The organism is Streptomyces sp. NPDC048248 (assembly GCF_043201875.1).
Taxonomy (GTDB): domain Bacteria; phylum Actinomycetota; class Actinomycetes; order Streptomycetales; family Streptomycetaceae; genus Streptomyces.
Genome location: NZ_JBICZL010000008.1, coordinates 379,424 through 404,144, shown reverse-complemented (window position 1 = coordinate 404,144; position 24,721 = coordinate 379,424). Strand labels below are relative to the sequence as shown.

21 protein-coding genes are annotated in these 24,721 nt (G+C 72.2%); 12 read left to right on the top strand and 9 right to left on the bottom strand.

Going from position 1 to position 24,721, the window contains the following annotated elements; translation table 11 throughout:
* Positions 1 to 187 precede the first annotated feature (187 nt).
* Complete coding sequence (locus ACGFZW_RS19995) at positions 188 to 1,381, top strand: acyl-CoA dehydrogenase family protein (RefSeq protein ID WP_393894469.1); 1,194 nt, start codon at positions 188 to 190, stop codon at positions 1,379 to 1,381.
* 172 nt (positions 1,382 to 1,553) lie between these two features.
* On the opposite strand, the gene ACGFZW_RS19990 is transcribed toward ACGFZW_RS19995, so the two are convergent.
* The 3 genes from ACGFZW_RS19990 to ACGFZW_RS19980 form a co-directional block, all read right to left on the bottom strand.
* Complete coding sequence (locus ACGFZW_RS19990; RefSeq protein ID WP_393894468.1) at positions 1,554 to 2,003, bottom strand: cell division protein SepF; 450 nt, start codon at positions 2,001 to 2,003, stop codon at positions 1,554 to 1,556.
* Between the two features lie 446 nt (positions 2,004 to 2,449).
* On the bottom strand, positions 2,450 to 3,400 hold the full coding sequence (locus ACGFZW_RS19985; protein WP_393894467.1) for an ABC transporter substrate-binding protein: 951 nt from the start codon (positions 3,398 to 3,400) through the stop codon (positions 2,450 to 2,452).
* Complete coding sequence (locus tag ACGFZW_RS19980; protein ID WP_393894466.1) at positions 3,397 to 3,903, bottom strand: GNAT family N-acetyltransferase; 507 nt, start codon at positions 3,901 to 3,903, stop codon at positions 3,397 to 3,399. The genes ACGFZW_RS19985 and ACGFZW_RS19980 overlap by 4 nt, the downstream gene beginning before the upstream one ends.
* A gap of 647 nt (positions 3,904 to 4,550) precedes the next feature.
* Here ACGFZW_RS19980 and ACGFZW_RS19975 point away from each other — a divergent pair.
* The 6 genes from ACGFZW_RS19975 to ACGFZW_RS19950 all read left to right on the top strand — a co-directional run bounded on the left by ACGFZW_RS19975 (position 4,551) and on the right by ACGFZW_RS19950 (position 11,622).
* Positions 4,551 to 5,468: an amino acid ABC transporter permease gene (locus ACGFZW_RS19975; RefSeq protein WP_393894465.1), complete on the top strand. Its 918-nt coding sequence runs from the start codon at positions 4,551 to 4,553 to the stop codon at positions 5,466 to 5,468.
* Positions 5,465 to 7,393 carry an FAD/NAD(P)-binding protein gene (locus ACGFZW_RS19970; RefSeq protein WP_393894464.1) on the top strand — a complete coding sequence of 643 codons (1,929 nt, stop codon included), beginning with the start codon at positions 5,465 to 5,467 and terminating at the stop codon, positions 7,391 to 7,393. Before ACGFZW_RS19975 ends, ACGFZW_RS19970 begins: the two co-directional genes overlap by 4 nt.
* A gap of 117 nt (positions 7,394 to 7,510) precedes the next feature.
* Positions 7,511 to 8,299 (top strand): amino acid ABC transporter ATP-binding protein, encoded by a 789-nt coding sequence (locus ACGFZW_RS19965; protein ID WP_393894463.1) that lies wholly within the window; start codon positions 7,511 to 7,513, stop codon positions 8,297 to 8,299.
* Between the two features lie 186 nt (positions 8,300 to 8,485).
* Complete coding sequence (locus ACGFZW_RS19960) at positions 8,486 to 9,271, top strand: DUF1684 domain-containing protein (RefSeq protein ID WP_393894462.1); 786 nt, start codon at positions 8,486 to 8,488, stop codon at positions 9,269 to 9,271.
* Between the two features lie 277 nt (positions 9,272 to 9,548).
* Positions 9,549 to 10,454: a S1 family peptidase gene (locus ACGFZW_RS19955; RefSeq protein WP_393894461.1), complete on the top strand. Its 906-nt coding sequence runs from the start codon at positions 9,549 to 9,551 to the stop codon at positions 10,452 to 10,454.
* A 178-nt stretch (positions 10,455 to 10,632) separates the two neighbouring features.
* A complete protein-coding gene (locus ACGFZW_RS19950; RefSeq protein WP_393894460.1) occupies positions 10,633 to 11,622 on the top strand; it encodes a slipin family protein in 990 nt (329 codons plus the stop codon).
* 78 nt (positions 11,623 to 11,700) lie between these two features.
* On the opposite strand, the gene ACGFZW_RS19945 is transcribed toward ACGFZW_RS19950, so the two are convergent.
* Complete coding sequence (locus ACGFZW_RS19945; protein ID WP_393894459.1) at positions 11,701 to 11,832, bottom strand: hypothetical protein; 132 nt, start codon at positions 11,830 to 11,832, stop codon at positions 11,701 to 11,703.
* Between the two features lie 523 nt (positions 11,833 to 12,355).
* Here ACGFZW_RS19945 and ACGFZW_RS19940 point away from each other — a divergent pair.
* Positions 12,356 to 13,387 (top strand): S1 family peptidase, encoded by a 1,032-nt coding sequence (locus ACGFZW_RS19940; protein WP_393894458.1) that lies wholly within the window; start codon positions 12,356 to 12,358, stop codon positions 13,385 to 13,387.
* Positions 13,388 to 13,484: 97 nt separating this feature from the next.
* Here the strand turns inward: ACGFZW_RS19940 and ACGFZW_RS19935 are convergent, their stop codons facing one another.
* The 3 genes from ACGFZW_RS19935 to ACGFZW_RS19925 all read right to left on the bottom strand — a co-directional run bounded on the left by ACGFZW_RS19935 (position 13,485) and on the right by ACGFZW_RS19925 (position 15,944).
* Positions 13,485 to 14,291, bottom strand: a complete 807-nt coding sequence (locus ACGFZW_RS19935; RefSeq protein WP_393894525.1) for a metallophosphoesterase family protein — start codon at positions 14,289 to 14,291, stop codon at positions 13,485 to 13,487.
* 144 nt (positions 14,292 to 14,435) lie between these two features.
* Complete coding sequence (locus tag ACGFZW_RS19930) at positions 14,436 to 14,873, bottom strand: subtilase-type protease inhibitor (RefSeq protein WP_393894457.1); 438 nt, start codon at positions 14,871 to 14,873, stop codon at positions 14,436 to 14,438.
* Positions 14,874 to 15,284: 411 nt separating this feature from the next.
* The gene (locus ACGFZW_RS19925) at positions 15,285 to 15,944 is read right to left on the bottom strand and encodes a TetR/AcrR family transcriptional regulator (protein WP_393894456.1); all 660 of its coding nucleotides are present in this window, start codon (positions 15,942 to 15,944) and stop codon (positions 15,285 to 15,287) included.
* Between the two features lie 125 nt (positions 15,945 to 16,069).
* Here ACGFZW_RS19925 and ACGFZW_RS19920 point away from each other — a divergent pair, with 125 nt between their 5' ends.
* Positions 16,070 to 16,834 (top strand): SDR family NAD(P)-dependent oxidoreductase, encoded by a 765-nt coding sequence (locus ACGFZW_RS19920; RefSeq protein WP_393894455.1) that lies wholly within the window; start codon positions 16,070 to 16,072, stop codon positions 16,832 to 16,834.
* Between the two features lie 64 nt (positions 16,835 to 16,898).
* On the opposite strand, the gene ACGFZW_RS19915 is transcribed toward ACGFZW_RS19920, so the two are convergent.
* Positions 16,899 to 17,957: a DUF3533 domain-containing protein gene (locus ACGFZW_RS19915; protein WP_393894454.1), complete on the bottom strand. Its 1,059-nt coding sequence runs from the start codon at positions 17,955 to 17,957 to the stop codon at positions 16,899 to 16,901.
* Positions 17,958 to 18,236: 279 nt separating this feature from the next.
* Here ACGFZW_RS19915 and ACGFZW_RS19910 point away from each other — a divergent pair, with 279 nt between their 5' ends.
* Positions 18,237 to 21,776 (top strand): PHP domain-containing protein, encoded by a 3,540-nt coding sequence (locus ACGFZW_RS19910; RefSeq protein WP_393894453.1) that lies wholly within the window; start codon positions 18,237 to 18,239, stop codon positions 21,774 to 21,776.
* Positions 21,773 to 22,903, top strand: coding sequence for a helix-hairpin-helix domain-containing protein (locus ACGFZW_RS19905; RefSeq protein ID WP_393894452.1), 1,131 nt, complete (start codon positions 21,773 to 21,775; stop codon positions 22,901 to 22,903). The genes ACGFZW_RS19910 and ACGFZW_RS19905 overlap by 4 nt, the downstream gene beginning before the upstream one ends.
* Here ACGFZW_RS19905 and ACGFZW_RS19900 read toward each other — a convergent pair.
* Positions 22,894 to 23,532 (bottom strand): pyridoxamine 5'-phosphate oxidase family protein, encoded by a 639-nt coding sequence (locus ACGFZW_RS19900; protein ID WP_393894451.1) that lies wholly within the window; start codon positions 23,530 to 23,532, stop codon positions 22,894 to 22,896. The genes ACGFZW_RS19905 and ACGFZW_RS19900 overlap by 10 nt on opposite strands.
* A gap of 305 nt (positions 23,533 to 23,837) precedes the next feature.
* Here ACGFZW_RS19900 and ACGFZW_RS19895 point away from each other — a divergent pair, with 305 nt between their 5' ends.
* A complete protein-coding gene (locus ACGFZW_RS19895) occupies positions 23,838 to 24,689 on the top strand; it encodes an esterase/lipase family protein (protein WP_393894450.1) in 852 nt (283 codons plus the stop codon).
* Positions 24,690 to 24,721 lie beyond the last annotated feature (32 nt).

Here is a 24,721-nt window from a genome sequence, read left to right as displayed (position 1 = left end):
TGTCCTCTCCATACGTTTTGTGGGTATCTGTAGGGAGTTCGTCCTGACGGTGCCGGCTGCGGCCCCGGGTCCGGGGCTCGCCGCGCTTCGGCGCCCCTTGCCCGCCGGGCCGCGGTGGCCGTACCGTCGGAGACGCAATAACTACCACTGCTAGTTTTTCGCGCGCTGAACCCGCCGGAGGCCCGCCATGTCCGCCAAGTCGTCCTCGCTGCCGCCGTTCGATCCTCGTGACCCCCTGGGCATCGACGATCTGCTCACCGACGAGGACCGCGCCGTCCGCGGCACCGTCCGCCAGTGGGCCGCCGACCGTGTCCTGCCGGACATCGCCGACTGGTACGAGCGCGGCGAACTGCCCGGCATCCGCGAACTCGCCCGCGAGCTGGGGTCCCTCGGTGCGCTCGGGATGTCCCTGACCGGCTACGGCTGTGCGGGCGCCTCCTCCGTTCAGTACGGGCTGGCGTGCCTGGAGCTGGAGGCCGCCGACTCCGGCATCCGCTCGCTGGTCTCCGTCCAGGGCTCGCTCGCCATGTACGCGATCCGGCGCTTCGGCTCCGAGGAGCAGAAGCAGCAGTGGCTGCCGCGGATGGCTTCCGGCGAGGTCATCGGCTGCTTCGGCCTGACCGAGCCGGACCATGGCTCCGACCCCGCCGGGATGCGCACGTACGCCAAGAAGGACGGCGCGGACTGGGTCCTCACCGGCCGCAAGATGTGGATCACCAACGGCTCGGTGGCCGGCGTCGCCGTGGTCTGGGCCGGTACCGACGAGGGCATCCGCGGTTTCGTCGTCCCCACCGACACCCCCGGCTTCTCCGCCCCCGAGATCAAGCACAAGTGGTCGCTGCGCGCCTCGGTGACCAGCGAGCTGGTGATGGACGAGGTGCGGCTGCCCGCCGACGCCGTACTGCCCGAGGTCACCGGCCTGCGCGGCCCCCTGAGCTGCCTGAGTCATGCCCGCTACGGCATCGTCTGGGGCTCCATGGGCGCCGCGCGCGCGAGCTTCGAGGCGGCCCTCGACTACTCCAGGACCCGGGAGCAGTTCGGCCGGCCCATCGGCGGCTTCCAGCTCACCCAGGCCAAGCTCGCCGACATGGCCGTGGAGCTGCACAAAGGGATCCTGCTCGCCCATCACCTCGGGCTGCGGATGGATGCGGGGCGGCTGCGCCCCGAGCAGATCAGCTTCGGCAAGCTCAACAACGTGCGCGAGGCGATGGAGATCTGCCGCACCGCCCGGACCATCCTGGGCGCCAACGGCATCTCGCTGGAGTACCCCGTCATGCGCCACGCGACCAATCTCGAATCGGTGCTCACCTACGAAGGCACCGTGGAGATGCACCAGCTGGTGCTCGGCAAGGCGCTGACCGGCCTCGACGCCTTCCGCTGAGCGGGCGTCCGGCCTGTGGGCCGGCCTCCGGCGTCGCAGGATCGACGCAGCACGCACCGACCCGTCGGCCGGTGCGCAGCGGCCGCCCCCTCCGGGAGGCGGCCCCGCGCGGCTCGGCAGGCTGCCCTCTGCGGGGGCGGCCGCCAAGCCGTGCTCAGGGCACGGGGGTCCGTCAGCTCTGGTTGAAGAAGCCGCCGTTGCGATGCCCGTCGGCCTCGCCGCTGACGACCTGGTAGTCGGCGGGAGTGAGCAGGAAGACGCGGGTGGCGACCCGCTCGATGGAACCGCGCAGCCCGAACGTCAGGCCGGCGGCGAAGTCCACCACGCGCTTGGCGTCGATGGGATCCATGGACGTCAGGTTCACGATCACCGGGACGCCGGCCCGGAAGAGCTCCCCGATGCCACGGGCGTCACCGAAGCCGTCCGGGGTGACCGTGGCGATGCGGGTGCCCTGGTCCTGGGCGGCCCGGTCGGCCACCCGGACCCGCGGGTCGGTCACCCAGGGGGTGCTGCCCGTCTCGCCGGGCTCGGGTCCCTCGGCGTAGTCGTCGTCGTAGTAGCGCTCGTCATCGTTGTCGTCGACGAGGCCAAGCCAGGCACTCGCCTTGCGCACCGATCCCATGGACGCCTCCTCTCACCCGCGGTCTCTGTGTTCCGCCTCTCTATCGTCGTCCATGAGACGGAGGTGGTGCCAAGTGGATAGCCGCCGCTCGGGGGGTTCGTGACACATCTGGTGCATTGAGGGTGGCATGTCGTCAGGTCTCCTACCCCGAAAGGGAACTGACTGTGCGCCCGAGGTGACCGATCGTTACGCGCCCGACGGGGCTGACATGTGGTCAGCGCCGCCCGGACCGGACCGCCGGGTAGGTTCACCCACCGGACCAGGGTCGATGATGGTGCCTCAGGTTGACGGCCGGGAGGTGGGCCGAGGATCGGGCGAGTGTTTCGGCGGAGGGACTTTGACAGGGGCGCCGATTCCCTTCCGGTTTTTCCGGGGGCTGCTGTCACCGGCGGCCACGGGAGTGCCCTACCCGGGGCCGCCGGTGCGCGGGGCGGCTCAGCGGCCGGTCACCGGATCTCCGGCGGGCTGATCCGCGACGTGGTGATCGCAGACTTCTCGGTGCCCCACTTCTTCAGGATGCGGCCGTAGGTGCCGTCCTTCTTCAGCCGGTTGACCGCCGCCTGAACGGCGGGCGCCAGCGGGGTGTCCTTCTTGAACGCGAACCCGACGTCGAGGCGCTTGAACTCGTTGAGGAACCGCAGGCCCTTCTGCTGCCGAACGGCGTAGCGCAGCCCGTTGATGGTGCTCATCACCACGTCGGTGCGGCCCTGCTGCAGAGAGATCCACAGGGCGCCCTGTTCGGCGTAGGTCTTGACGTCGTACGGCTTCTCGCCCGCCTTCGCGCACAGGGGCCGGTGCTGCTCCAGGGTTGCCTCGAAGGTGGTGCCCGCACCGGTGGCGACGGTCAGACCGCACAGTTGCCGCAGCGAGGTGACCTTCTTCAGCGAGTTCCCCGCGCGGACCGCGAAGCCCTGTCCGTCATTGACGTAGGTGACGAAGTCGATGGTCCTGCGGCGGTCGTCGGTGACGCCGAAGTTGCCGGTGCCCAGGTCGTACTTACCGCTGCCCAGGGCGGGCAGGATCGCCTCGAAGCTCGCCACTTCCCGCTTGAGCCGCAGACCGAGGACCTTGCCGACCGCGTCCGCGAAATCGACGTCCTGGCCGGCCAGGGTCTTGCCGTCGGCGAGGTAGGTCGCGCTGGGCGGGGCGCCGACGCTGGTGGCGAGGGAGAGGGTGCCCCGCTCGCGGACGTCCGCGGGCAGCAGCTTCGCGACGGCCGGGTCCTTCTCGACCTGGGAGACCACATCCGTGGTGGGGAGCTCGGCACCGGCCTCCGGCGGGCCCGCCGGCGAGCCGGCTGCCGGGTCGCCGGTGCCACAGGCGGTGAGCGCCAGGGCCGCGGTGGCGACGAGGGCGGCGGCCCGCGGCGCGGTGCGGCGGGGCGTGGAGGTGGTCATGGTCGTGGGTTCTCCAGATGCTTCTCGAACGGCAGCGGGCCGATCGTCTCCGGGGCGGCGGACAGGTCGAACAGCGGGCGGTAGCCCGCGGCGAGGTAGAGGCCCTTGGCCTCCGGTTGGCGCGGACCGGTCGTCAGGTAGAGGCGGCGGTAGCCCCGTTGGGCGGCGTCCTGTTCCAGCGCTTCGAGGACCCGGCGGGCGAGACCGCGCCTGCGGTGCGCGGAGTGGGTCCAGATGCGCTTGAGTTCGGCCGTGTGCGCGTCGTGGCGGCGGTACGCGCCGCCGGCGACCGGGCTGCCGTCCTCCAGGAGCAGCAGGAACGCGCCCCGTGGCGGAGCGAATTCGGCGGCCGGGTACTCCAGGCTCAGGTCGACGGGCTTTTCGTAGCGGGTGCTGTATTCGTAGGTGAGTTCGTCCAGCAGGGGTCGGGCGAGCGGGTCGGAGACGGTGGTGTGCAGGACGGTCACCGCGGCGGAGCGCGGCGGCCCGGGCGCGGCGGTCACCGGCCCGCCTCCGGGCCCGGCGAGGGTGAGGCCGAGTCGTATGCCCGAGGGGCGGGACACCGTAGGTACCCATGACGGGTGCGGTGCCGGGGGTGAGCGTGGTCGGTCGTGACACCGATGCGCATGTCGCGCCCTTCTGCGAGCGTGCCGACGGAAATGAAGGAACGAATGAGCGAATGAAGGAATGACGGAGCGAGGGAGGAGGACTGGGGGCCGGGCCGGCGGGGTCACGGAGCCGGGGCGTGGTGGCGCCCGGGTCCGGGCATGCGAGGGGAGGGTGCGTCGCTCGGCGACGCGAGGTGTGAAGGCGCGCGGTGGAGGAGAGGGAACCGCGAAGCGGCCCGGCCTCAGCGGCGGCGGGCCTCAGGGCAGGGCGTCAGCTCAACAGGACGACGACCACACACGACCGAAGTCGATGTGGTCGCGGGTGACCAGCCGCTGCCATGAATACATGCGCCAAGTGGAACAGGCATCCGTTTGTGCGTCAACCGGACTGTGACGCACTGCTCACAGTGTGGACAGCCTTGACAGCAGGGCGTGTTGTCCTCATAACCTCAGGGGCCGGTCGTGCTGAGGGGCTCGACCGTCCTGCCTGTGTGAAGGCGCTCCACCCGTGTTCGATCACTGAATCCACGGAGCCCGCACACATGCCTGTGAACGATTCCCTGGTCACCGACGCCTCCGCGCAGTCGGACCGTCGCTCCTTCGCCCCGCCTGACACCCCGTCCGACGACGACGCCCTCAAGGTTGTCCCCGTACGCCGCACCGGTCAGTGGTTCGCCGCCGGCGTGGTCGTGCTGCTGCTCGTCATGGCCGGCAACTCCGTCGTCCGCAACGAAGCCTTCCAATGGGACGTCGTCGGCGATTACTTCACCACCACCGCCGTGCTGCGCGGCCTCGGGCTCACGCTGTGGCTGACCGTTGTGGTGATGCTCCTCGGCTTCGCCCTCGGCACCCTGCTCGCCGTCTGCCGGCTGTCCTCCAACAGGATTCTGCAGGGCGTCAGCTGGGGCTACGTCTGGCTCTTCAGGTCGATGCCGATCCTGGTCCAGCTGCTGTTCTGGTTCAACATCGGCGCGCTCTATCCGCAGCTCGGCCTCGGTATCCCGTTCGGCCCGGAGTTCTTCACCGTCAAGACGGTGAACCTGCTGGGTCCGGTCAGTATCGCGATCATCGGCCTCACCCTGCACGAGGCCGCCTACGCCGCGGAAGTCGTCCGCGGCGGCATCCTGTCCGTCGACAGGGGCCAGTGGGAGGCCGCCCAGTCACTGGGCCTGGGCGGCCTGCGCCGGCTGCGCCGCATCGTGCTGCCGCAGGCGATGCGCGCGATCGTGCCGCCGGCCGGGAACATGCTGATCGGCACTCTCAAGGGCACCTCCATCGTCAGCGTCATCGCCGTCCAGGACCTGCTCTACTCCGTCCAGCTGGTCTACCACCGCACCTACCAGGTCATCCCGCTGCTGCTGGTCGCCACCATCTGGTACATCGTGGTCACCTCGGTGCTCGGTGTCGGCCAGCACTACATCGAGCGGCACTACGCCCGCGGAACGGCCGGGGCCCGATGAGGCCGTCCCTGGTGATCGTGGGAGCCGGGCCACGGGGCAGCGGACTGGTCGAGCGGATCGCCGCCAACGCCGGTCACCTGTACGGCGACACACCCCTGGACCTGCACCTCGTCGATCCGCACCCACCCGGGGGCGGCCGGATCTGGCGCCATGACCAGTCCCCGCTGCTGTGGATGAACTCCACCGCCGAGGACGTCACGATGTTCACCGACGAGAGCGTGGAGCTGGCAGGGCCGGTACGTCCCGGACCCTCGCTCGCCGAGTGGGCCGCCGCGGTGCGCGCGGGCGAGCACACCGTCGCACCGCATCTCGCCGCCGCCGTCGAGGCCCTGGGGCCGCGGGACTTCGCGGGCCGCCGGCTGCAGGGCGCCTACCTCGGCTGGGTCCATGACCGGTCGATCGCCGCGCTGCCCCCACGGATCGCCGTCCACGAACACCGTCGCACGGCCGTGCGGGTGTCCGGTCCGCGCGACGGGCGGCAGCAGGTGTGGCTGGACGGGCGATCGGAGCCGCTCGTCGCCGATGCGGTGGTGCTGGCCCTCGGCCATCTGGAGTCCGCGCCGTCGCCCGAGCAGCAGGCACTGACCGCCTTCGCCGCCCGGCACCAACTGACATATCTGCCACCGGCGTTCACCGCGGACAGCGACCTGAGCGCGCTGCGGCCCGGCGAGCCGGTGCTCGTCCGCGGCTTCGGGCTGGCGTTCGTCGACCTGATGGTGCTGCTCACCGAGGGGCGCGGCGGTACGTACACGACCGGCCCCGACGGGGATCCGGTCTACCGTCCCTCGGGACGCGAGCCCGTCCTGCACGTCGGGTCGCGGCGCGGGGTGCCCTACCACTCCAAGATCGGTTACGAGCTGCGCGGCGAACGGCCGCCCGTACCGCGCTTCTTCGGGCCGGCACAGGTCGATGCCATGCTGGCCCGGCAGGAGGACCTCGACTTCCGGCGCGACGTCCTGCCTCTGATCGACAAGGAACTGGGCTTCGCGCACTACCACCGGCTGTTCACCGCGCACCCCGACCGCACCCGCGTGGCCTGGCCGGACTTCGAGGAGAAGTACGCCGCCGCGGATCCGGGGAGCGCCGCACTCCAGGCCCTGGTCGAGGCATCGGTCCCCGACCCCGCGGACCGGCTGGACCTGGCGGCTCTCGACCATCCGCTCGCGGGGGTGACGTACCCGGACGGTGAGGCCCTGCAGGAGGGGCTGCGCGACTACATCGAGGCCGACCTCGACCGCCGCCACGACCCGGAGCACAGCCCCGACCTGGCGGTCTTCCTCGCGCTGCTGTCGGTCTACGGCCAGCTGGTCCGTATCGGCGACCGCGGCCCGTGGTGGCACGGCTTCTTCAGCTACCTCGCCTCCGGGCCGCCGGGACCGCGGCTGCGGCAGCTGCTCGCCCTCTCCCGGGCGGGTGTGGTGCGGTTCCTCGGGGCGGACACCACCGTCACCGCCGACGAGCGCCGGGGGGTGTTCCGGGCGCGGAGCGCCGCGGTGCCGGGGGAGACGGTCGAGGCCGGGGCGTTGGTGGAGGCGCGGCTGCCGGAGCCGACGGTCGAGCACACCGGGGATGACCTGCTGCGCGGGCTGCACGCCGACGGCGCGGTGTCGACGCAGGGCGGACTGCTGGCCGTGGACGCCGCCGACGGCCGGGTCCTGGACCGGGCGGGCCGGCCGCACCCGCGTCGCTTCGCCCTCGGTCCGCACACCGACGCCCGGTCCGGCGGCGCGTTCGCCCGCCCCCGTACCAACGCGCCCGCCTTCCGCCAGAACGACGCCACCGCGCGGGCACTGCTCACCCTCCTCCGGGACCTGGCCGCACCGCCCGCCGCGCCCCGCTCGCGGGCGACCACGCCCGCCACCTCCTCCGTCCCCGCTCCCCGCGCCGCACCGACCTCCGGGGAATCCCGTGTCGCCGACCTGTGAGGCGCCCGCCGCGCAGACCGCCCCCATGGTCCTCACCGTCCGGTGCATCCTCCTGACCGGCGTGTTCTCCGCCCTTCAGCACCACGTCGAACGTCACTACGTCAAAGGAGCCACGCGATGAGCACCACCGCGACGCCCGCCACGCCCTCCGCCATGGTCGAGCTCCGCGCCGTCCACAAGAGCTTCGGCCCGCTGGAGGTGCTGCGCGGCGTCGATCTGCAGGTTCGCACCGGCGAAGTCGCGGTCATCCTGGGGCCGTCCGGCTCGGGCAAGTCCACCCTGCTGCGCACCATCAACCATCTGGAGAAGGTCGACAGCGGCCGGATCAGCGTGGACGGCTCTCTCGTGGGCTACCGCAGATCGGGCGACAAGCTCCACGAGCTGCGCGAACGGGAGATCCTCAAACAGCGCACCCACATCGGCTTCGTCTTCCAGAACTTTCACCTCTTCCCGCATCTGACGGTCCTGGAGAACATCACCGAGGCACCCGTCTCCGCTTTGCGACGGCCCAGGAAGACCGCGCTGGCCGGTGCCCGCACCCTGCTGGACCGGGTGGGTCTCGCCGACAAGGCGGACGCCTACCCCCGGCAGCTCTCGGGCGGCCAGCAGCAGCGGGTGGCCATCGCCCGGGCGCTCGCCCTGGAGCCGAAGGTGCTGCTCTTCGACGAGCCGACCTCCGCGCTCGACCCGGAGCTGGTCGGTGAAGTCCTGGACGTCATCAGGGACTTGGCGCACCAGGGCACCACCATGATCGTGGTCACCCATGAGATCGGCTTCGCCCGCGAGATCGCCGACACGGTGGTCTTCATGGACGGCGGCCGGATCGTCGAGCAGGGGCCGCCCGGCCAGGTCCTGGACAGCCCGCGCCACGAACGCACCGCGGCCTTCCTGTCCAAGGTGCTCTGACACCGCACCCCCTGTTTCACAGGCCGGCGACTCGTCCGGGGCCGGGGCGTTGCGACCGCGACCGCGGACGTGATCCCCACCCGACCCCATCGCCCGGAGGTCGGCCTGCCCCGCGAGGGAATAGCCCGGCACGACATCGTGCTCCCACTTGAGACTGCCGCAGCCGGCAGGGAAAAGGTGACCGTTATGAGCAGTCCCCCCGCACAGGAGTGGCAGGAGTGGCACGACCGGCGCGTCGCGACGGTCTCCCAGCCGTACGGCCCGCTCGCGCTGACCGGCACCCACTGGCTCAGCGACCACCCCGGCGGCCGTGTCGAGGGCCTGCCCGGCACCTGGACCGAGGAGGGTGACCACGTCCTGCTGCGGGCCTCCGCCGCCGACGGCCTCAGTGTCGACGGCAAGCCGCTGGACGGCGATATCCGGCTCGGCCAGGACACGGCACCCGACCACACCAGAGTGACGCAGGGGGAGCGGCATCTGCTCGTGTTCCGCCGCGAGGGCCTGTGGGCGGTGCGGGACTTCGACCCGCAGGCCGCAGCCCGCCGCACCTTCACCGGTATCGATGTCTACGCGCACGACGACCACTGGGTGCGGCCCGGTCTGTTCCGCCCGTACGCGCAGGGGCGTACCGTCCGGGTGCCGAACGCCGACGGGCAGCACCGTGGCCTCGGCCTGGCGGGCGAGCTGGCCTTCACCCTCGAAGGCGACGAGCACACGCTGCAGGTCGCGATCGAGGGCGACGGTTCCCTGTGGGCGGTGCTCGCCGACGCCACCAGCGGCGACGAGAGCTACCGCTTCCGCTTCCTGCGGCCGCCCGCGCCCGCCGAGGACGGCACGGTCACCGTCGACTTCAACCGCACCCTGCTGCCGCCGTGCGCCTTCGCCGACCACTTCCTGTGCCCCTTCCCGCCGCCCGGCAACACCCTGCCGTTCGCCCTGCGGGCCGGTGAGCGCAACCGTCTCACCCGCTGATTCGTCCTGGCGCCGACCGCGAGGTCGGACACCGCCCCGGCAGCCGCGAGAGAGGCTGCCGGGCCGGTGCGCCGTGCGCCCGTGACGGGCGGCCACCGGGTATCCGGCACGAGACATTCGTGAGGCCCTCTTGCGCCGCAGGGGTGGTGGACCCGAGACTCCCGACCAGCGCTTGTCAGGGGCACGCAGAAAATGAACGTGCGGATTCTTGCGTGCCCTTCGGCTGCGCCTCACGGGCCGCCTACAGGTGGCCCCACGATCCCCTCGGAGGAATCACGTGAGGAACGAGCGCACCACCCCCCGCAGCGGCGTAGCGAGACGCACCCGGCTGATCGCCGTGGCGTCCGGACTGGTGGCCATCGGAGCCGTCGCCATCCCCACCGCCAACGCACAGAACCCCGCTCCCGACAAGGCGTACAGCGCCACCCAGCTCTCCGCGGCCGGTAACGCGGTCCGCACCGCGGACGTCGCGGGCACCGCCTGGCGGGTCGACAAGGCCGCCAACGAGCTGGTCGTCACGGCCGACAGCACGGTCTCGCAGGCCGAGATCGCCAAGATCGAGCAGGCCGCCGGCGGCAACGCCGGTGCGGTGCGCATCGAGCGCACCTCGGGAACCTTCCGCAAGCTCATATCCGGCGGCGACGCCATCTACGCCCCCAGCTGGCGCTGCTCCCTCGGCTTCAACGTCCGCAGCGGCAGCACCTACTACCTGCTGACGGCCGGTCACTGCACCGATGGCAACCCGCCGTGGTACGCCAACTCCGCGCACACCACGAGCATCGGCCCGACCGCCGGATCCAGCTTCCCCGGCAACGACCACGGCATCGTGAAGTACACCTCGTCCGTGGCGCACGCCGGGACGGTCGGCAGCCAGGACATCACCAGTGCCGGCAACCCGACCGTCGGCCAGTCGGTCACCCGCCGCGGTTCCACGACCGGCACCCACAGCGGCAAGGTCACCGCGCTGAACGCCACCGTGAACTACGGCGGCGGCGACATCGTCTCCGGCCTCATCCAGACCACCGTGTGCGCCGAGCCCGGCGACAGCGGCGGCCCGCTCTACGCCGGGACGAAGGCCCTCGGCCTCACCTCCGGCGGCAGCGGCGACTGCACCTCCGGTGGCACCACGTTCTTCCAGCCCGTCACCGAGGCCCTCAGCGCATACGGCGTGAGCGTCTACTGACCGGCTGACATCCGTACGGATCGACCGGACCGCGTGGTCCGGTAGCAGAAGGGCCCTCGTCCGCCGGCGGACGAGGGCCTTGCCGTGCCAGGACGGCCCGCGCCCGTCCCGGGAAACCGGGCATACCATGGTTAATGCGAGGTAATCGGGCGAAAGTGGCACAGGTCAGGGGTCCGTGATGGTCGAAGAACTGGTGACGGCCGGAGTGGCGCTGGCGTCGGTGGGCGCCGTGTACCTCATATCGGCGGCGCGTGTGGTCAAACAGTACGAACGCGGTGTGGTGCTGCGGCTGGGGCGGCTGGCGTCCGAGGTGCGCGCGCCGGGATTCACCATGATCGTTCCGGGCGTGGACCGACTGCGCAAGGTCAACATGCAGATCGTCACGATGCCGGTGCCGGCCCAGGAGGGCATCACCCGCGACAACGTGACGGTCCGGGTCGACGCGGTGGTCTACTTCAAGGTCGTGGACGCCGCCGACGCGGTCATCGAGGTCGAGGACTACCGCTTCGCGGTCTCCCAGGTCGCCCAGACCTCTCTGCGCTCCATCATCGGCAAGAGCGATCTGGACGATCTGCTCTCCAATCGCGAAAAGCTCAACGAGGGCCTCGCGGTGATGATCGACAGCCCGGCACTGGGCTGGGGCGTACGGATCGACCGGGTCGAGATCAAGGATGTCTCCCTGCCGGAGACGATGAAGCGGTCGATGGCCCGGCAGGCCGAGGCCACCCGTGACCGGCGCGCCCGGGTGATCAACGCCGACGCCGAGCTCCAGGCGTCGAAGAAGCTGGCCGAGGCGGCGCAGGCGATGTCCGACCAGCCCGCGGCGCTGCAATTGCGGCTGCTGCAGACCGTCGTCGCGGTGGCGGCGGAGAAGAACTCCACCCTCGTGCTGCCCTTCCCGGTGGAGCTGCTGCGCTTCCTGGAGCGCTCGGGGCTGCAGGCCCAGGCGCAAACCGAGCAGACCCAGGCGCAGACCGAACAGGCCGAGGCGGAGCGGGACAGCGCGCGGCGCCCGGCTCCCACCGTGAAGCGGACCCCGGCCATGACGCCGACTGCCGCGAGGGGTGCTGCGACCGCCGCAAGGTCCCGCGCGGCCGTCGAGGACGGCTTCGGCGGCGCGCTCCCGCCCGAGCTGGAGGACCTCCCCGAGGCCGAGAACCTGACGTAGGGCGGCGGGCCCGGGGGTGCGACCGTCGTCGGCGCTCTGCCGGCCCGGCGCTGCTCGACCACGCGCGCCCTCCTGACCTCACTCACCGAAGGCTTCGTCGCCGCCGTCCGGGTGCTTGCTGAACGCGCACGCGTCAACCTGAACCGGCGGCTGGTCGATGCCCTGCGGGACGCGCACGCGGATGTTCAGGTGCGGGTTCGCGTCTCGCATCCACCCGCGAGGGCGAGGCGCAGGCGGTCGCTCGGCGGCGGCGGGCATGTGAGCGGGGGCGATTCGTAGCGCGGGGCGCGTGAGCCGGGCCGATCCATGGTGCGGGGAAGGTACCCGGAGGGGGACGGGTGCCCGGGCGGGTAGCGCGAGCGGGAAGGTACGGATGGTTTCCGGTCAGGTGTGGCCCTCACACATTTCTGGGCGTCGAGTGCGCCATGTGGCGCCTGATGTCCGCAGTCAGGATCTCGGTGCGCGGATATCGGTGTGACCGCGGTGTGAAGAAGCGGTGAACTACCGGACCCAAGACCGGAACTCGGTCTTGTGCACGAGTGAGTGCGATGGGAATACTCGGCTCCGCACGTTGGCATGGACGCGACTCCCCGAGGTCGCCATACGGGGGTGACCCGTTCGTGTCTCGAAGTCCCACATTCTCCGGGCCCGCGTGATTCCCCACACAGCGGGCTCTTCCCCCCACGGAGGCTTTGAGTTGAAGCACCGACGCATACCCAAGCGACGCGCCCTCATGGCAGGTGCCGGAGCGCTGGCCCTCGCGGCCACCGCCACCATCACCCTGGCCAACGCCAACGCGACCCCGGCCACCCCCACCGTGGCCAAGCTGACCTCCGCCGCCGCGACCACGCTGGCGTCGCATCTCAAGACCGGCACGGCCGGCGCGTTCTACGACGCCAAGGCCAAGAAGCTGGTGGTCAACGTCGTGAACGAGACCGCGGCCAAGGCCGTGCGGGCCAAGGGGGCGGAAGCGAGACTGGTCCGCCACACGCTCGCCCAGCTCGACTCGGCCCGGCAGACACTCAAGACGAAGGCGACCATCCCGGGCACCTCCTGGGGTGTCGACCCGCAGAGCAACAAGGTCGTGGTGACCGCCGACCGCACGGTCAAGGGCGCCAAGCTCGACCGGCTCACCAAGGTCACCGAGAGCCTCGGCGACAAGGTCGTACTCCGGCACACCAAGGGCGAGTTCAAGCGCTTCATCGCAGGCGGCGACGCGATCTGGGGGAGCGGCTCGCGCTGCTCGCTCGGCTTCAACGTCGTCAAGGACGGCCAGCCGTACTTCCTGACCGCCGGCCACTGCGGCAACGCCGTGCAGAGCTGGTCCGACCAGCAGGGCGGCTCGGAGATCGCGACCACCGAGGAGTCGAGCTTCCCGGGCAACGACTACGCGATCGCCAAGTACACCGGCGACACCGCGCACCCGAGCGAGGTGGACCTCTACAACGGCAGCACCCAGAAGATCACCAAGGCCGGGGACGCCACGGTGGGCCAGAAGGTGCAGCGCAGCGGCAGCACCACCCAGCTGCACGACGGCACGGTCAAGGCGCTGAACGCCAGCGTCAACTACCAGGAGGGCACCGTCGACGGTCTGATCCAGACCGACGTCTGCGCCGAGCCCGGTGACAGCGGCGGCGCGCTCTTCGACGGTGAGACCGCGCTCGGTCTGACCTCCGGCGGCAGCGGCGACTGCTCCTCGGGCGGCGAGACCTTCTTCCAGCCGGTGCCGGAGGCCCTGGAGGCTTACGGCGCGCAGATCGGCTGACCCGTACCGCACGGCGCCGAAGGGCCATGCCCCGATCGGCACCGGCACCGGCCCCCGGAACGCTTCGGCGTCCGGGGGCCGGTGCCGTTCCGCGCACTCACTCCGCGGCCCGCGCCGGCCGGCCGTCCCCGGGGCCGAACGCGGCCAGCGCCTCCTCGGCGGAATGCCGGGCCCGGACGTAGGTGTCCGCCCACTCGGCCGCCGCCGGGAAGCCCGACTCCCGGGCGATCCGGTCGCAGGCCGCGTCGTGGTCGAAGGGGGTGTGCCGCAGGGTGACCGCACCACCGCCGGGCCCGAGCAGCGCCCAGTGCGCGCCCGGTCGGCCGTACGGCATCCCGACGCTGCCCGGATTGACCACCAGCCGGCCGTGGGTGAAGCGGACGAACGGCACATGGGTGTGCCCGCACACCACTGTGCGTACGATGTCGGGCACCCCCTCCAGAACCTCGGCCCAGCGCTCCGGCCGCGAGTCGACCAGCACCATCTCCTCGTCGTCACGTGGTGTGGCGTGGCAGAAGAGGACCGGCCCCAGACCTGCCACCTCCCGGGTGACGGTGGCGGGCAGCGAGCGCAGGAAGTCCTTCTCCCGCGGAAGGAGTTGCCCGGCCGCCCAGGCGCTGACCGCATCGCCTGCCGCGTCCGGCCGTCCGGCTGTCAGCTCGCGGTCGGCGTTGCCGCTGATCCACACCGCGCGCTCGCCGAGGGCACGCAGCCGCTCGAAGGTCTGCCGGGGGAGCGGCCCGGCGAGCAGATCGCCGGTCAGGACGACGTGCCGGGCGGTGCGTACGTCCGGCTCCTCCAGCACGGCTTCCAGTGCCGGCAACACGCCGTGGATGTCGGAGAGGACGGCGACCGCCTCCGTACGGTGCGTAACTGGCGCTCCGTCAGAAAGCTTGATCGACATGTCAGTTGCACGGTGATCGGCCATGACCCCGAGCTTAGGAGCCGTGCGTGTGCCGCACGCGACGATCCCCGGGCGCCGCCGTCCGGCGCCCGGGGATCGGACCCCCGGCGCCGTGCCGGCGCCCGGGGAGTGTGGACCGCTCCGTCAGAACTCGAAGACCGAGCCCCTGCTGCCGTTCATCGCGCAGGGGTTGGCGTAGGTGTAGCTGTGGGACACCCGGCGGCCTTCCCAGACGCCGTCCGCGGTGACCACGACGGGGTCCCACTCCTTGGTGCACAGTCGATCGGCCGTGGTGCCGGTGATCTGGGTGAAGTCCCCGGCGGCGGAGCGCAGCTGGGCGCAGGCGGCTCTCGGGTTCGGGTGGCTGCCGGTCGCGCTGGGCGTACAGGTGAGCGTCACCGCGCGCTGCACTGTGGCAGTCGCCCGGCTCTCGCCCTGGCCGACGGTCAGAACCAGAGCCGTCGGGGCGTAGAGCCCACCGCTCCGCGCGGGCTGCGCCGGTGCGGCGGCCTGTGCGGTGGTGGCCAGTGCGCCGAGAACCAGCGCCGCGCCGAGCGCGATTCCCCCAGTGATGTACCGCATGACGAACACTCCTTTGGTCGAAGGTGCAGATACCGGACGGGAGTCTGGCCCAAGGGCACCTTGAACGCACGCCGGGCGACCACTTTGAGTCGTTGGACGCAAGCGGTGAGTAATGGCGAGAACGTCACGGTGGAGATGTGAAGAGGGTGTGACGTTATGGTGCCCTACCTGCGGAGATGCGACTCTCGATGCCGTGCAGGGACGCGCGTAGATCGGGCGCGGAAGGAGTGAATCCGGCCGCCGACCGGTCGTTCGGGCGGGTATCGATCTCCGCCGATTGGCCGAAGAGCGGGCCGGAGTACCCCTCCGTATCGATTCCATGCCCGGCGGCGGCAAAGAGACGGAAACCCTCCGTGCGCCTCGAGGCGCTCCGGAGGGTGCGTGCGGTGTCCCCGCAAGGGGCCAGGCGCGCTACCCCTTGCGCCGGTCCAGCTCCGGCAGGCCCGCGGTGAGTGCGTGCAGGCCGCGCCCTGCCAGCTCCGCGGGCCCGTCGGGGCCGTCCATCGGCGCGTCACCCGCGGCCCACTCCTCGACCGCCACCCGCATCGCGGTGTTCGCGGCGGCCGCGGCCAGCCGCAGTTCCAGCGGGCCGGCGCCGGTCAGCTTCGCCAGGACCGGCATCAGCGCCTCCTCGGAGTCGTGGTGCACCCGATGCCAGACGGCGCGCAGCGCGGGGTCGCCCGGCATCGCCCGCAGGAGTCCGCGGGTCCGTCGCAGTGCCTCTTCGGCCGTTGCGTCCGCGGGGGTCAGTGCCTGTCGCGCGGCCCGCTCCAGCGCGGCCCGCGCCGGCGGTGCGTCCGGCCCGGCGGCCGCCGTGGCCAGGTCGTCGATCCACTCCCTGACCCCGACGGCCAGGAGCGGGGCCACCGCGTCCTCCTTGGTGCGGAAGTAGCGGTAGAAGGTGCGCAGTGCGACGCCGGCGGTGCGGGCGATCTCCTCGGCGGTGACGGCAGCGCCCCTCTCGGCGAACAGGGCAGCCGCCGTGCGGGCGATCTCCAACTGGGTCTCGGCCTTCCGTCGCTCGGTGAGGGAGGGGCGGGGGGAGGTGACGGGACGGGGCGCGGTGGGCATGGGATCAGCTTACGGAGTGCTGCGACAGATAGGCGCATCATGCGAATGTGGCATGTTGTGTCAAAGAGGCGTACGGTGCCGCCTGTCCCATCGAGAACGACCTGTCCCACCTGGAACGGAGCACCATGAACCGCTTTGACGGACGCCGCGCCCTGATCACCGGAGCCGGCTCGGGCATCGGCCGGGCCACCGTTCACCGGATCCTCGCCGAGGGCGGCCGGGTGGTGGCGGCGGACGTCGATGCGGAGGGCCTGCGGGCCACCGCGGAACGGGCCGCCGCGGACGGCGCGGGCGACCGGCTGGAGACGGCGGTGCTGGACATATCCGACGAGGCGGCGGTCCGGGCAGCGGTCGCCGCCGCGGTGTCCGGGCTGGGCGGCCTGGACGTCCTGGTGAACGCGGCAGGCATCCTGCGCTCCTCGCACACCCATGAGACCGGCCTGGACTTCTTCAACAAGATCCTCGCGGTCAATCTGACCGGTACCTTCCTGATGATCAGGGAGGCGCTGCCCGCGCTGCTGGAGGGATCGGCGCCGGTAGTGGTCAACTTCAGCTCCACCTCCGCCTCGTTCGCTCACCCGTACATGGCGGCGTACGCGGCGAGCAAGGGCGGAGTGCAGTCGCTGACGCATGCCATCGCGAGCGAGTACAGCAAGCGGGGGCTGCGCGCGGTGTGTGTGGCGCCTGGCTCCATCCGCTCCGGGATGACCGTCGCCCCGGGCCTGCCCGAGGACGCGGACATGAGCCTGTTCGGGAAGCTGATGCCGGCCATCGGCGAGGGCTTCGCGGGCCCGGAGACCGTCGCCGGCGTCATCGCCATGCTCGCCTCGCAGGACGGCGCGTTCATCACCGGCACGGAGATCCGGATCGATGGCGGCACGCATATGTGAACGGGTGGACGTGCGGCGGGCGCGGCGCCCGGAGGTGTCGCGCCCGTACGTCCCGTCGGCCGGTTCAGGCCGGTAGCCGTTCCCCGCCGGAGCCCTTGTCGGTGTTCTTCCGGTGGAGCGTGGCGAGCACGAGGGTGATCAGGGTGCCGGCCACGGCCCACGCGGAGAGCACCAGCAGCGGTCCGGTCGTCGCGTTCCCCCGGAAGTACGCGATCGAGCGGGCCGTCCAGGTGCCCGCGCCCGGTGGCAGCGCCGGCCCGATCGCCTGCCAGAACGGCGGCAGCAGCGGATAGGGATAGGCGCCGCCCGCACTCGGGTTGCCCAGGATCACGATCACCAGGATCGCCAGGCCGATGCCGACGATGCCCAGCAGCCCCTGGAAGGCCAGAGTGGTGGCCCCCACCGCGAAGACGACCAGGGCGCCCAGTCCCCACATCCCGAGGACGCTGCCCGGCAGCGCGGTCAGGACGGACCCCACGATGATCGCGCCGGCCAGGCCCGCGAGGATCGAGTAGAGCGCCAGCACGGTCAGCCGGATGACCGCCCGCTGTCCGTTGGCGGGCCGGGCCCCGGCGCTGATGGCGAGGACCGCTGCGCACAGATAGCCGCCGACGCACCAGCCCACAACGAGGTAGAACGATGACAGGCTCCGGCTGTCGCCCGCGTCGGCCGGCGTCGCGTCCACGGTGCGTACGGTGCGCCGCTGTTCCTTCTCCGCCGCCCTGATCACCTGCTCGACCGCCTGGGACAGCGAGGCACCGCCGCCGCTCGCGATCAGCAGCCGGTCGGTGCTGCCGCGCGGATCGACGATCAGCGCGCCGTCGATCTCGCGGTCGTTGAGCTGCCGCAGCGCTTCCGCCTCCGAGGGGGCGGTGCGCGGATCAAGAGGGGACCCGGGCAGCCGGTCCAGCTTGCCGACCAGCTGTCCGGCGGTCTGCGGAGGAGCGACCAGCGCGAGTGGTACGTCCCGCGGCTGGGGGTGGTGGAAGGCGCCGGTGTACGACGTGATGAACGCGATCATCAGCCCCAGGACGCCGGTCACCAGCAGCGAGGCCCGGGCGGTCACCGCGTTCTTCACCTCCGCCAGGAGGGTGGTGGGGGTGCCGTCGTCCGTGGTGGCCATGCGCCGCTCCTTGCCCCGTACCGGGGTCGTGCCGTGATGATCTCGGGCGTTGTGGTCCATATCTTCCGTTCGGGCCGGAGGCGGCGCAGATCGGGTGGGGCCGATTGACGCAAGGGAGGCGGAAGGAAGGGGAGGTCACGGGGGCGCGGAGGGGAGGGATACGTCCAGGGGCTCGCTCCTCCCCGCGTTCGTACGAATGTTCGAGTGAGGGGTTATGGTGGAGAGGGAAACAAGGGACTCGGGGATAGCCAGGGGGCCGATGAGGTGCAGGAGGTGCGGATGCCAGGGTTCACGCATCTGCACACCGCTTCGGCCTTCTCCCTGCGCTACGGCGCCTCCCGCCCGGAGCGCCTCGCCGAGCGCGCCGCCGAACGGGGCATGGACGCCCTCGCGCTGACCGACCGGGACGGCCTCACCGGAGCCCTGCGATTCGCCAAGGCAGCCGCCGAGGCCGGTGTCCGCCCGCTCTTCGGCACCGAACTGGCCGTAGGGGAAGGTGAGTCGACACCCCCGGGCGCCGCGCCCCGGCGCGCTCCGGCCCCCGCCTCCCGCGCCGTCTTCCTCGCGCGCGACGGAGCAGCCGGCTGGGCGGCCCTGTGCCGCCTGGTGTCGGCCGCCCACGCCGAGCGGCCCGAGCGGCCGGTCCTCCCCTGGAGTGCCCTGGAGTCCGCCCCGGCCGGCCTGAGTGTCCTGCTCGGGCCGGACTCCGGGGTCGGCAGGGCGCTGGCCGCAGGCCGCCCGGACCACGCCGCCCGGCTCGTCGCCCCCTGGCGCGAGCGGTACGGCGAGGCGCTCCGCCTGGAGGTCGTCGACCACGGGCGGACCGGCGACGGCCCGGGGTCTCGGCGGCTGGCCGCCCGCACTCTCGGCTTCGCCGTCACTCAGGGCCTGCGTGCCGTCCTGACCAATGCGGTCCGCTATGCCGACCCGGAGCAGGGGCCCGTCGCCGATGTCCTGGACGCCGTCCGCCGCGCGGTGCCCGTGGACCGCCGCCCGGAGGGCAGGGACAGCGGTGAGCGGTGGCTCAAGGACGCCGCCGCCATGAGCGGGGCCGCCGAGCGGATCGCCGAGGCGGCCGGCTTCCGGCGCGACCTCGCCCACCGCCTGCTCGCCATGACGGAGGGGACCGCGGGGGAGTGCCGGGCCCATCCGGAAAGGGACCTCGGGCTCGGACGAGCCCATGTCCCCGAACCCCCACCGGCCGGCACCCGGCACCGCACGGCCGCCCGGATGCTGCGCTCGCGCTGTGCCGCAGGGATGGTGCTGCGCGGCTACGACCGGGACCGCGAACGCTGGGTGCGGCTGCACGACGAACTTCAGGTCATCGAACGACTCGGCCTCCCTTCGCACTTCCTGACGACCGCTCATGCCGTCGATTCCATAAGGCAGTTGGACATCCGGTACGCACCCCGGGGGGACGGTGCCGGATCCCTGGTCAACCACCTCCTGGGGATCGCGCACGCCGACCCCGTCGCTTACGGGCTGTCGGCGGAGCCCTTCCTGTCCGAACGGCAGGCGGGACCGCCCGCAATCGGCGTCGACGTCGAATCCGCCCGTCGGCCGACGGCCCTCCGGGCGATCCTCGACCGCTTCGGCGCGGAGCGGGTCGCCACGGTCTCGACGCCCGAGACCTACCGGGTACGGCATGCCGTACAGGACGTCGGCGCCGCCCTGGGCGCGCCCCCGGAACTGGTGGACCGGCTGGCTGCGGCCTTCCCGCGCATCCCGCCCCGCGACGCCCGGACGGCGCTCTCCGGGCTCCCGGAACTGCGCGGGGCGCGGGAAGCGGGTGGCGAGCGACTGTGGGAGCTGGTCGAGGCCCTGGACGGGCTGCCGCGCGGCCGCGCCGTGCATCCGAGCGGGGTGCTGCTCTCCGGCGCCTCGCTGCTGGACCGTACGCCCCTCCTGCCGGGCGGCGCCGCGCCCACCCCGGGGCGGGACGGAGCAGGAGCCGTCTCGTTGGCGCTGTCCCCCTTCGACCCGGCGGACACCGCGGACCTCGGGCTGCTCACGCTCGATGTGCGGGGAGTGCGGGCGCAGTCCGCGATCGCGCACGCGGTCGCCGAGATCGGCCGGGCCGGCGGGCGCCGCCCCGACCTGGACGACCCGGCGCAGGTGCCGCAGGACGACCCCGCCACCTACGACCTGATCCGTTCCACCGACACCCTCGGCTGCCCCCGGATCGAATCGCCGGGCGGGCGCGAGCTGATCGAACGGCTGCGACCGGACACCATCGACGATCTGGTGCTCGCCGTCTCGCTCCACCGCCCCGGGCCGGCCGCCGACGATGTGGCGCAGTCGGTCGTGGAGGCCCGGAACGACCTGCGGACGGCCCGCCCCGCGCACCCCGACCTGGAGGAGACCCTGCGCGGAACCCACGGCGTCGTGGTCTTCCGGGAGCAACTCATCGAGACGCTGCGGATCATGACCGGCTGCACGTGGGAGGAGGCCGAAGCCAAGCGGCGCGCCTTGGCGCACACGGAAGCGCGCAGTCGCGTGCACGCCTGGTTCGCGGCGCGTGCCGAGCGGCGCGGATACGCACCCGAGGCCATCGCGCAGGCATGGCGCAGCGTGGACTTCGGCGCGTACGACGTCTCCAAGGCGCAGGCGGTCGCCCTCGCGATACCCGTCCACCAGTCCGCCTGGCTCAAGGCGCACCACCCAGCGGCCTTCTACGCCGGGCTGCTCACCCATGACCCCGGGCGGTATCCGAAGCGGCTGCTGCTCGCGGATGCGCGGCGCCGCGGCGTGCCGGTGCTGGCGGTGGACGTGAACCGGTCCTCCGTGACCAATCGGATCGAACTGGTGTCCGGTTCGGCGTCGGGCGACGCTGCGGTCTGGGGACTCCGGCTCGCCCTCTTCGAGGTGCACGGCATGAGCGCGGCCGAGGCACAGCGGATCGAGGCGGGGCGGCCCTACCTCTCGCTCCGGGACCTCTGGCAGCGGGCCCGGCCGGGCCACCCCGTGGCCGAACGCCTCGCCCGGGTGGGGGCGTTGGACGCCTTCGGCGCGACCCGGCGCGATCTGCTGCTGCACATCGCCGAGCTGGACCGGAGCGGCTCCGGACAGCCGGGACGCCCGGCGCTCCCCGCTCCCGCCGACCTCGGTGACGTCGAACGGCTCAGCGCCGAGCTGGGTGCCCTCGGCAGGGGCGCCTCCCGGCATCCGATGGCCGACCACCAGGAGTTCCTCACGGAGCTCGGCGCATTGCAGGCCCGGATGCTGCGCCAGGCCAGGAACGGTGAGACGGTGCTGGTCGCCGGGGCCAAGGCAGCTACCCGGACACCACCGGGCGGCTCGGGGCGCGGGTTCGTCCGCACCACTCTCGACGACGGCACCGGTCTTATCGACTGCGCCTTCGACATGGCCCCCGGGCCCGGCGGCCCGGCAGCGGCGGCCGGTCATGGGGCGTGCGCGCAGACCGTCCTCCACTCCTGGCTGCTGCTGGTACGCGGCACGGTCCGGCAGCACGGAGCGGGCAGCTTCAGCGTGCTCGGCGGCGCCGTCTGGAACCTCGCCGAACTGGCTGAACTGCGCCGCCAGGGCGGCCTGGAGGCGGTGACCGTGCGCCTCGCCGAGGGGTCCCGGTCAACTGCGGAGCCGGTCGACCCGGGCGCGGCGGCCCGCCCGGACGCGGCACACACCTCCGGGGCCGTGGCCGGCGCGCACCCGACGGACGCGGCGACCGCCGCACGGGGGCGCCCCAGTCGGCTGGAGACCGGGCAGGAACTGCCCCCGGACACCGGTCTCCAGCCGTCCGGGGTCCGCGCGGCCACCGTCCGCAAGCTCTGGCACGCGAGCCCGGGGAGCGTGGGATGAGCCCCGCGCCGGACCCGTCCACCACGCCGCCACCGGGCGAGGAGAACCCCGCCGTGCCGTCGGCGGCCACCGGTGCGCCACGGTCGCCCGGCATGCTCCATGTGCGCTTCCGGGACGCCGCTGACACTGCCGTGAGCGCCGAGGTGTACGAGGAACTCCTGGGACTGCTGGCGCAGTTCACCCCGGTCGTCGAGGCGCTGCCGCCGGACGCGGCGCTGGCCGATGTCCGCGGGGCGCGGCGCTTCTTCGGCCGGGACGCGGCGGGCATCGCCGAACTGGTGCGGCTGCGTGCCCAGGCGTGGCACGGCGTGCGGTGCACGATCGGCATCGGCGCCAATCCGCTGCTCGCGAGGATGGCGGCCCAGGAGGCCGCGCCCGGAGAGATCCGGGCCGTCCCCGGCGACCGGGAATCCGTCGCCGCGTTCCTCGCCGGCCGGCCGGCCTCCGCGCTGTCCGGGGTGGGGCCCGCGACCGCCCGCACCCTGTGTGCGTACGGTCTCGACAGCATCGGCCGGATCGCCGCCGCGCCGCCCGCGACCCTGCAGCGGATCCTCGGGGCGAAGGCAGGCCGCGCCGTGCACGAGCGGGCACGTGGTATCGATCCGACGCCGGTCCTGCCCAATGCCTCCGCCCGCTCGATGGGCGCGGAACACCGCTTCGCGCACGACGAACTGGATCCGGCGAGGCGCCGCCGGGCGCTGCTCTCCCTCGCCGACGACCTCGGGGCACGGCTGCGGACGACCGGGCAGGCGGCCCGTGCGCTCACTCTCACCGTCCGCTACGCCGACCGCTCCGTGACGACCCGCACCCGTCGGCTGGCCGAACCGACCGCGCACGGACCGGCGCTGACCGACACGGCCTACGTCCTGCACGCCGCACTCGGCCTGCAACGGGCGCGGGTACGGTCCGTCGCGCTGCGGGCGGAGGATCTGTGCCGCGCCGAACTCGCCACCCGCCAGCTGATGTTCGACCCGGCGGAGGACAAGGCGCACCGCATCGAGGCCGCCGTCGACCGGGCCAGGGCGCGCTTCGGGACCGCGGCGGTGCGGCCGGCGGCGAAGCTCGGCACCGGGCGGCAGCCGCCGTGGCCGGCCGGCAGGGCAGGCCCCCGGGCCGTTCAGCCGTAGAGGCGCTCGGCGTACCGCGGGCCGTAGTGCTCCTCCAGGGTTTCCAGCGGGAGGTCCTGGGCCTCGACGCCCTTGACGATCCGCGCCCGCGACGGCAGCGCGTCCGGCTCCCAGGTCTCCGGCTCCCACAGCCGCGAACGCAGGAACGCCTTGGCGCAGTGGTAGAAGACCTCCTCGATCTCCACCAGCAGGGCGAGCCGCGGTCGGTTGCCCTTGACCACGAGGTCGTCGAAGAACGGGGCGTCCCGCAGCAGCCGCGCGCGGCCGTTGATGCGGAGGGTGTCGCCGCGTCCGGGCACGAGGTGGTTCAGGCCGACGTAGGGATTGGTGAGGACGTTCGCGAAGCCGTCCAGGCGCCTGTTGCCCGGGCGGTCCGGGATCACGAGGGTGGTGTCGTCCAGGACATGGGTGAAGCCCGCGGGGTCGCCCTTGGGTGAGACATCGCAGCGGCCCCGGGCGTCCGAGGTGGCGATCAGGCAGAACGGGGAGCGAGCCAGCCATTGGCGGTCGAGGGCGTGCAGCCGGTCCCGGGTCTTGTTCGCGGCGTGCGCCGTCGGTTCGCCGATCAACTCGCGCAGCTCCGCCTCCGACGAGATCTCGTCGAGGCCCGCCAGATCCGCCTTCGTCACCGCAGTCTCCCCTCGGCCACCGGACCTTCACGTGCGTGACGGCCGTGCGATCGACTCTACGGGAGCCCTCCGACAACGCGGCCGGACGCGACGTGCGCGATGCGGGACGGCGGGTGACGCGGCGCGGACCCCGGACGTCCGGTGAGGGTTGTGTGCTGCTTCCTTCACCGTCACGTGGCTGGCCCTCGCTGCTTACCCGGCCGTAACTTTAACTTTCAGTCAACAAGCTTGGCCCTTGCGATCCGGATCGCAGGTGAACGGCTCACCGGGCACTTCGGAGACCCCTCACCCGCAAGGAGCACCGTATGAAGCTGCGTTGGACGCGTACGCTCACCCTGCTTCCCGCCCTCGCCCTGGCCCTCGGTCTCACCACGGCCACCCCAGCCGCCGCCGACGCCACCGTCAGCAGCGGCTGGAACAACTACTCCTGCAAGCCCTCCGCCGCGCACCCCCGGCCGGTGGTCCTGGTGCACGGCACCTTCGGCAACTCCGTCGACAACTGGCTGGGTCTCGCGCCCTACTTGGTGGCGCGCGGCTACTGCGTCTTCTCCCTGGACTACGGCCAACTCCCCGGCGTCCCGTTCTTCCACGGGCTGGGCGCGGTGGACGAGTCCGCACAGCAACTCGCCACGTACGTCGACCGGGTGCTGGGCGCCACAGGGGCCCGCAAGGCCGATCTGGTGGGGCACTCCCAGGGCGGCATGATGCCGCGGGTGTACCTCAAGTTCCACGGCGGCGCGGACAAGGTGAACGCGCTGGTCGGGCTGGCACCCAGCAACCATGGCACCGATTTGAACGGGCTGACCGATCTGCTGGATCAGTTCCCCGGCGCGAAGGACTACGTCGACGCCTTCACCCCCGGTCTGGCCGACCAGATCGCCGGGTCGGACACCCTCAACCGGCTCAACGAGGGCGGCGACACCGTCCCCGGCGTGCACTACACCGTCATCGCCACCCGGTACGACGAGGTCGTCACGCCCTACCGGACGCAGTTCCTCGACGGCCCGGACGTGCGCAACGTCCTGTTGCAGGACCTCTGCGCCGTCGACTTCTCCGAGCACGTGGCGATCGGCCTCTTCGACCGGATCGCCTTCCACGAAACGGCCAACGCGCTCGACCCGGCCCACGCGACCCCGACGAACTGCGCGTCCGGCTGACGCAGGGCGGCCCCGGCCCGCAACCGGGGCCG